Origin of the sequence: Aphanizomenon sp. CS-733/32, from assembly GCF_028330045.1 — a bacterium.
Classification (GTDB): domain Bacteria; phylum Cyanobacteriota; class Cyanobacteriia; order Cyanobacteriales; family Nostocaceae; genus Dolichospermum; species Dolichospermum gracile.
In genome coordinates this window covers 39,555-47,995 of sequence record NZ_JAQMSE010000223.1, presented here as the reverse complement: position 1 = coordinate 47,995, position 8,441 = coordinate 39,555, and the positions used below count along the sequence as shown (strand labels likewise).

Sequence of the window (8,441 nt, the reverse complement as noted above, 5' to 3'; positions counted from 1 at the left end):
TTGCCTCTTGCCTCTTGCCTCTTGCCTCTTGCCTCTTGCCTCTTGCCTTCTTCCTGTCACCTGTCACCTGTCACCTATCTATTAGGAAGACCACCTGTTAAAACAGAAGGAGATAAGCTAGACCAGGATTGTTTCACTAGGTCGGCTTCAGCTTGAACACTGCCTAAATAGTTACCTGCTGGTAAAGATGGATAACGTTTGTAGGGAACAACGTCTTCACCAAAGTAACGACCATACTCAGGACTGTTAACAATTGCCTCTACTGCTGCCCGTAAACCGCTATCAGCCAATAGTTTGTTATATTGACGGATTTCGCCTTGGGTAGCGGGTGCGCGTCCCAAGAGGTGACGGAATAGGAATTCAATTACCTTGGTGTTGGGATAGGGGGTATAGAACCGTTTGCGATAGATTTCGGAACTGGCTAGTTCGAGAACAAATTCCCGGACGGTAATTTCGCCGTTACGCAATTTGCTATCTAAGTCAGAACGGCGGAAATAAGTAGGTACTTGACCGCTAAATACGTCCATGACTTGGACATAGATAGCATTGATGACCTGATTGGTTTCTGGGGAATTTGTGCCAGTGGTAGCACGGTAAATCCGGGCTGGTTTGCGACGGCTTGTACCCACACCAACTTCTACAGATTGACCACGACCATCGTTGAAAGAACGACCCAATTCAATAAACAAGGGTTTAGTCTTGTCCATCTTCTTGGCTTGGGCTGCTAAATCGGCGATCGCCTTCGCTAGAATTGGTGTATTCTCAGTTTTAATCCGAGGCTTCACAGTCTCAAAACTAGGAACAACCAAATCATCATTTTGCTTGGTTAATTGGTTGTAAAGCTTCTCTGTATTGGGGAAATTAGCCGCAGGTAAAGTGGGGAAGCGACGGAAAGGAACGGTATCTTCACCAAACACCTGACCATATTCAGCACTTTCAACCATCGCGCTAATAAAAGCACGAATCCCTTGAGTAGCTAAAATTTGGTTGTATTTACGAATTTCCGCTTGGTCAATAGGAGCGCGACCCAAGAAATGCTTAGTACCCAACTCAATTACTTTTGTATTGGGATAAGGTGTATAGAACTCCTTCAGGTACAAGTTAGAGTAACCCAAACCTTGAATAAATTCCTTAACACTGATTTCACCGTTCACCAACTTACTTTCTAGAACCGTGAACTCGTTCTTAGAGATGTAAGCAGCAATATCTCGCTCGAAAATCTGCCGATAAGCGCCGCTAATCACAGTTTCTACCGCAACCTTGTCATTCTTAACTGCTGTCAGTTTAAAGACCTTGGTTTGTTCACGCTGCTTAGTGACACCTTGATTCATGCGGAACTCAATATCTGGTTCAGTCCGCATTTCTGTGACTGTACCCAATTCCACAAAGCGAGGAGTTTCTTGTTTTTCAACATTTGCCACATCCTCGCGGATAGTTCCCACACGCAATTGACGTAAAGACACACCCGCAGGAGTTAGATAGCGCTCGTAAGGAACAGTATCTTCATTAAATGCTTGGCTGTATTCATCACTGTCAAGAATGGCATCAACCACTGCATAGAAGCCCTTCTTCGCCGCAATGTCAAAATACTTGTTGTTCTCTTCCCGACCGTAGGTAGGACGACCTAATAAGCGACGGTGAATATATTCAATCGCTTTACAAACATAGAGAGAAGTCCAGTACATCTTGCGGAATAAATCCGACTTCGCCAACATCCGCACAAACTCGCGGACAGTGATATCGCCGTTTTCCAGCTTAATTTCTGCAACCTTCAGACGTTGACCTTCGTAAACATCACGACCGAAAACTTGCAGGTAACAAGCCTTAATTACCGCTTGGGTAGAGCTTTCGGAGAACCGAACACTGACACCAGTAGCAGCTTTTCTGCCAATAGTTCCAGGTAACTGGTCTAACTTAAATACCTTAGCACCCAAAGTACCAGGAGCAACACCACGCGCACCAGGGTTGCTGAGTTGGTTATTGATACCGGGACCTTGGTGAATCAAGATCCGACGGGTATCCTTACTAAATGGTGCAGGGCTGCTGCTAGGGTTGCGAGTTTCTTTCGGGAAAATCGCCCCAAATTGGATTTCCAAGGGGTCATTACCAGAACCGTAGGGATGTTGGTCAGGTAATGGGTGTTCGTAAGCAGCAAAAGTTGTAATAAACTGAGGAACTTTCCGAAAAGGCGCACTGTATTTAAACAGGTCTTGCTGTTGTCCCCAGTTACGACATTCTTGGGCTTCTTGACCCAGACCGCGAATGTAGGGAACTGTTTCTTCCCCAAAGTAATCGCTGTATTCGGTAGAATCTACCAAAGCATCAACTAAACCTGCCAAACCTTTGAGTGAGACAATGGCAAAGTATTTTTGCACTTCCTCACGGCTACTTGGCCCCCGTCCTAAAATGTGACGGAAAGCCAATTCAATCACCCGGCTGTTAATAAAAGGCTGATAAAACTGTTTTTGGTAAAGGGGAGATTTAGCTAAACGGCGAATAAACTCCCGCATGGAGATCTCGCAATTTTTAACTTTAGATTCTAAGTCAGAAATAGACAAGCTATAAGCCCGGGTAATATCGCGCTCAAATACTTGACGATAAGCAGCTTTGATAATTTCAGTCTTTTCGGTGGAAGACAAACCGGGCTTCATGACGTACCTGGGACGACGTTCTGCGGCAACAGCGTAAATTTGTGGCAGTTGTAGCCCTTGTTGGTCGCCGGCAGGACGTTGACGAACTTTGGTTGAAGGTGTTGGTGCTTTAAATTCTGTCAGCAACACATCCATGTACTGAGTCACAATTTCTGTAGCTGCGGCATCTTTACGGAAAAAGGATAAAGAAGCAGCTTTGATTTCTTGTAAGGCAACGATGGTTGCTTCCCCAGAACAAGCATTTTCAATAATTTCCCGCAAACCTCTGGTATTGACAGAGATGATGTTGGGGTCTCCAGCCACAATCGAGTATGTCGCATAGCGCAAGAACCAGGACAAGTCCCGTAAACTCTTAGCCATGTTGCTAGGACCATAACGAGCGACGTTAATGGGTCTAAAGCCTGGAGGTGTTGGTCCACCAGCAGAAGTATTGAAGATAGAACGGAGGTTTTCAAAGAAACCACCACTACTTTCAACGTAGGTGACTGTTCCTAGTTTCATGCCCTCTTGGAGATTAGCACCTGCGCCGACCATAGCCAATTCCCGTTCTTGGGGCTTTTCCAAAAAAGCCATTGGTGAACCACCAATGAAAATCCGGTTAGCCGCACGAGAAACGATAATCTCGGAATTGTCGGTCAAAATCTTGGCAATTTCTAACCTCTTGGCACCGGAGGCAAAATAGCTGCTAAGTTCACTTAGTTCACCTCTTCCCAGAAAGCGGTCCTGTTGTTCCGCTTGGGAAATGGTAGAGACAGGTAAGGTTTGATATAGTTGCGGACGCGCAACTGAGCTTCCACCGCTTGCCTTAACACTCATGGGTTCTTTAAGACTCCTATCATAACTGTTTATGTGTTAAGCCTGAGTTATTTATTTTAAGGCTTGACATTTGTGCGTATCTATGGGTGTTACGCTTATAAAACCCAGTAAATTAACTGGGTCAATTTTTAGATTAGAACGTTTTGCGTTTACGCTGTTGATTTATTAAGAAGTATGTCGAATCTGTAATCTAAATTTGATATTCAAGAAGATACATACTTCGATTTTCTTGGCTGAACACAGATTCTATCCCAAATTCGGCACCAATTTAATTCTTAAACTTATTTATAAAGCCAGAAATAGACGGTGGGCAAAAATGAGAATGGCTATGTTGATAACAGGTTGGTAAACCCCTACCTTATTTTTACTAACATCAGCATTAAATTGCGTAAAATTAAGATAAATAAGTAAAAATATGACTCAATATACTGAGATTATGCTCCCTAGTCAGGAGTTCAGGAGTCAGAAAGAAGCAAATTCTTTCCCTCTTGCCTCTTGCCTATTGCCTCTTGCCTATTGCCTCTTGCCTATTCCCTCTTGCCTCTTGCCTCTTACCAACTGGTAATTTACGATAACAAGTACCGAAGATCCCTAAATTTTTACAGATTCCTGAGACTGTACATTGATGGTTTGTAAATAGTCTTCTTTTTGAAAGTAGTAATAGCTATGGGGTTCATTTTTGATAATTACACCATTAACTACCTGTCCTAAGACATTTTGACCAGATTTTGCTAATAGTTCTTTAGCAAAAGTCGCATTCACAGAATCAACTACACCAGGACGGACTACCAATAAAACACCATCAGCCATTTGTCCTAAAGTAACAGCATCAGCAGCCACATTTAAAGCTGGTGTATCAACAATGACAAAATCATACTTGTCAGAAAAATTAGCCATTAAAGTTGCCATGCGTTGTGAGTCAAGAAGAGATGCTGGACTGGGAGGAACTATACCAGAAGTCAAAATATCTAAATTAGGCATGACTTTTTTAATTATCGCAGTAGTTTCTTCCTGTTTAAAAATTAAATTACTTAAACCTTGATTATTGATTACGTCCCAAATTTTATGCTGAACTGGACGGTGCAAATCTCCATCTATTAATAAAACTTGCCTGTCCATTTGTGCCATTGCTGTGGCTAAATTAGCTGCCACTGTTGATTTACCTTCTTGGGGTACAGAACTAGTGACAACAATAACTTTTAGCTCTTTATCAGCACTGATAAAATTCAGGTTTGCCCTCAACATCCGATAAGCTTCACTAATAGAAGAACGAGGAAAATCCCGAATTATAATTCTTTGACTATAGGATTCATTCGCTTGATGATTTTTAGAGGTTTTTTTCCACTTAGTAGCGGTAGGAATAACTCCTAACAAGGTTAATTCTAGTAATTCTTTGGCTTCATCAATAGTCTTGATAGATTTATCTTTCATTTCTAGGATATATATAGTCATACAAGCTGCCAATATACTCATTAATGCTGAACTTAGATAGGAAATCATGACAGAAGAAATAGGTTCATCAGGAACTTGAGCATCGGATATTCTAGTTGCATTACCTAAGTTTTGATTTTCGGCTATTCTACTTTCTTGGAGTTTCTGAAGTAATAGAGAATAGGTGGATTGTCCTGCTTGAAGTTTACGTTCTAATTGACGCTGTTGTTCTTCTAATTTAGGTAATGTATTCAATCTTTGCTTATAGATAAATTGTAATTTCAGCAAAGAATTAGCTTGATTGGCTAAACCTAGACGGTTGGATTCTAATTCTACGAGTTTACTGGAAAGTTGTTGCTGTAAAATACTCAATTGTAAATTGCCTTCTGCTTGTAGGTTGTTTCTACCTATGGACTGATCTATTCTCTTGTCAACAACCTTACTTAAGGAAGCAATTTTATCTTGTAAATCTATGATCTGTGGATGATTTTCCTGTAAAACTGTTTGTCTATTTGCTAGTTGTGATTGTAGTTGTTGGATTTCTTTAAGAATATCTTGAACTCCAGGGATTTGGCTAATAGAAGTCATTGTTAAGGCTTGTTTTGGGTTCATTCCCAATTGCCGAATAACTACTTGATACTGTGACTCAACATTAGCCAATTGAGATTGAATATCGTTGATTCTTAATTGTAAATCGCCAATAACTTGTACTGCTTTATTAGCTTCTTCTGCCAAGGAAATGATTTTGTTTTTTTCTTTAAAATCTGCTAATTTAGATTCGGCTTGACGGACTACTAATTCAGCTTTGGGTAATTGTTTTTCTATAAATTGACGGGCTGCGCTTGCTTCGGCTCGCCGTGAAGACAGATTTTGCTCTAAATAAACTTTAATTATTTCATTTACAACTTGGGAGGCAATTTGGGGATTAGTATCGTTGTAGCTAATTTGGATAACATTAGTGCCTTTAACTTCTTTGACAACAAGATTTTTGAGAAATAGCTTAGGTTTTAGGGTAAAACCTTGACTATCCTTGAGATTTAGTCGTTTAATAGTTGTTTCTATAATAGGGTAAGAAGTTATTACTTCTACTTCTGTATTGAGGGGGTTATTTTGTTCCATTAAAGGATCTAATTTGCCTATTTCTGCACCTAATCCTGTGATAGATGAAGTTGTATTGCTTCTTTGAAACCGCAATTTACCTTCTGCTAAATAAATAGGTTTTTTCAAAGATGCAGCCAATTGTGCTATGATGAAAACGGAAATAGTAATCAATAAAGTGGCAAGCCAACGACGGTTGAGAATTGTCCAATATTTTTGCGGTGATATAGAAGATTGTTGTAGTTCCATAATCAATTAAGTTTTTTATGTATGGTTTTCAAGTTGTCGAGTAAATGGCTGTAATGGCATTAATTACTCTTGCTAAATTTTCCTCAGTTAAATTAGAACCAGAAGGCAAACAAAGACCATGTAAAAATAAATTTTCTGCTACTTCACCACCAATACATTCACATTCAGAAAACACAGGTTGAAGATGCAATGGTTTCCACACAGGACGGGCTTCAATTTGTTGTTTAGCAAGTTGGATACGAATGTATTCTCGATCTGCACCAAAAGCTTCTGGGGTGATTGTTAAAGCCGTTAACCAGCGAGTAGAATGGCCAAAATTAGCTTCAGGCATAAATTCTATTCCTGGGATATTTCCCAATGCAGATTGGTAAATTTCAAAGTTGCGCCGTCTAGCTGCCACTCTGTCATTTAAAACTTGTAATTGACCTCGACCAATCCCTGCAAGAACGTTGCTAAGACGATAGTTATATCCTATTTCTGAATGTTGATAATGAGGAGCAGGATCGCGGGATTGAGTTGCTAAAAATTTGGCTTTGGCAATTAATTTATCGTCAGCAGAAACTAACATTCCTCCACCAGAAGTAGTGATAATTTTATTGCCATTAAAAGAGTAAATACCAAAGCGCCCAAAAGTACCAGGAGAAAGACATTTGTAGGTAGAACCTAAAGCTTCGGCGGCATCTTCAATTAACGGAATGTTATATTGATCGCAAAGTTCGAGAATCGGCTCAATATCTGCACTTTGACCATATAAATGAACAACTATAACTGCTTTGGGTAATTTACCAAAATAAGCACGTTTTTGTAAAGCTTCCTGCAACAAGTCTGGGTTCATATTCCAGGATATGCGATCGCTATCAATAAAAACTGGTTTCGCCCCTAAATAAACAATTGGATTAGCGGTGGCTGCAAAGGTCAAGGTGGAGCAAAAAACCTCATCGCCTGATGTGACTCCAACTAATTGCAAAGCCAAATGTAAAGCCGCAGTTCCCGAACTCACAGCAGCAGCATGACTAGCGCCCGTTATTTGACAAAATTCCTGTTCAAAAGCATCAACATGGGGACCTATAGGGGCAATCCAATTGGTAGCAAATGCTTCTTTAACGAATTCTAATTCTTGGTGGCCGATATGGGGAGTGGAAAGGAGAATTGGTTTATTCATAATTATTTATTCTTTGATAGTTTAAAAGTGATCAGGCGATCGCATTTTGCACTCGTTATATTAGTTTGAACCTGCAACCATTTGTCATTAACCATTTCCCCATTAGACCAAGCGATCAATGCGGCGGGAATATTTGCTCCAGCTACATGAGAAAATGGATATCCACCACCAAAACGCGGGTTCATTTCTAATACGTAGTTCCCCTTTTCTCCAACAATTACATCACAATCTAAGTTGCCAATATGACCTAGTTTTTGTGCAATTTTCTCACCAAGTTTTTCAAGTTCTTGACTTTCCACTGTGATAGCCCGGTCTGTTTCTCCGGCTCGTATGGTTAGTTTACGCTTCACAAAGGTGGTAATGTAGGAAGTTTCTAAATTATTAATGATATCAAGTCCATGCTCTTGTCCAATTAGCTTTTCTTGAATTAAGATACATTGATCAAAATCAGTAGAGCTTACCGTCGCTAAAAATGACTTTTGAATAGCTTTTTTGACAAAACGGTAGGCTAATTCTAATTCTTCATCATCTTCAGGATATTCAATCCCAATTGATGCACTTCCCCACCGGGGTTTAATTACTAAAGGAAAATTTATTTCTCCTCGCTGAATCGCCCCGCGTGCTTCCGCCAGAGAAAGATAAGTTTTTGGGGTAGGGATACCGATTGTTTCTAGAAATTGAAAAGTTGCCCACTTGTCAAAACAAATATTAATAATTTCTGGTGAAGAGACAACTGGGATAGTTCCTATTTTCAGAAATTGCTCACGTTGTTTTGCTAAATATGGTAGTTCTAAATCATTGAGAGGAATTAGTAACTTGACTTCTTTCTCCTGACAGATATTCAGCAGCTGATCAAAGTAATCACTATCATTTACAGATGGTAATAAAAAACTTTCATCTGCTTCCTGTAATGCTGGGGCTTCTAGACTAGCATCACCGGCAAATACCAATCCTCGATTTTCTAAAGCTGCTTGAAAGAAGTTTACCAAGTAATTTCTTCTTCCCGCACAGGTCAACATAACGTTCATATTTTT

Annotated in this window: 4 protein-coding genes; all 4 read right to left on the bottom strand. The window is 40.2% G+C overall.

What is annotated here, in order from left to right:
- Positions 1–74: 74 nt before the first annotated feature.
- A complete protein-coding gene (locus tag PN471_RS18895; protein WP_271778147.1) occupies positions 75–3,467 on the bottom strand; it encodes a phycobilisome rod-core linker polypeptide in 3,393 nt (1,130 codons plus the stop codon).
- 591 nt (positions 3,468–4,058) lie between these two features.
- Positions 4,059–6,245, bottom strand: coding sequence for a GumC family protein (locus tag PN471_RS18890; RefSeq protein WP_271778146.1), 2,187 nt, complete (start codon positions 6,243–6,245; stop codon positions 4,059–4,061).
- 28 nt (positions 6,246–6,273) lie between these two features.
- Positions 6,274–7,407 (bottom strand): aminotransferase class I/II-fold pyridoxal phosphate-dependent enzyme, encoded by a 1,134-nt coding sequence (locus PN471_RS18885; RefSeq protein WP_271778145.1) that lies wholly within the window; start codon positions 7,405–7,407, stop codon positions 6,274–6,276.
- 2 nt (positions 7,408–7,409) lie between these two features.
- The gene (locus PN471_RS18880; protein WP_271778144.1) at positions 7,410–8,435 is read right to left on the bottom strand and encodes an ATP-grasp domain-containing protein; all 1,026 of its coding nucleotides are present in this window, start codon (positions 8,433–8,435) and stop codon (positions 7,410–7,412) included.
- Positions 8,436–8,441 lie beyond the last annotated feature (6 nt).

Coding starts and splice junctions, on each gene's coding strand:
- PN471_RS18885 (WP_271778145.1), bottom strand. CDS start 7,407: ATGAATAAACCAATTCTCCTTTCCACTCCCCATATCGGCCACCAAGAA.
- PN471_RS18880 (WP_271778144.1), bottom strand. CDS start 8,435: ATGAACGTTATGTTGACCTGTGCGGGAAGAAGAAATTACTTGGTAAAC.
- PN471_RS18890 (WP_271778146.1), bottom strand. CDS start 6,245: ATGGAACTACAACAATCTTCTATATCACCGCAAAAATATTGGACAATT.
- PN471_RS18895 (WP_271778147.1), bottom strand. CDS start 3,467: ATGAGTGTTAAGGCAAGCGGTGGAAGCTCAGTTGCGCGTCCGCAACTA.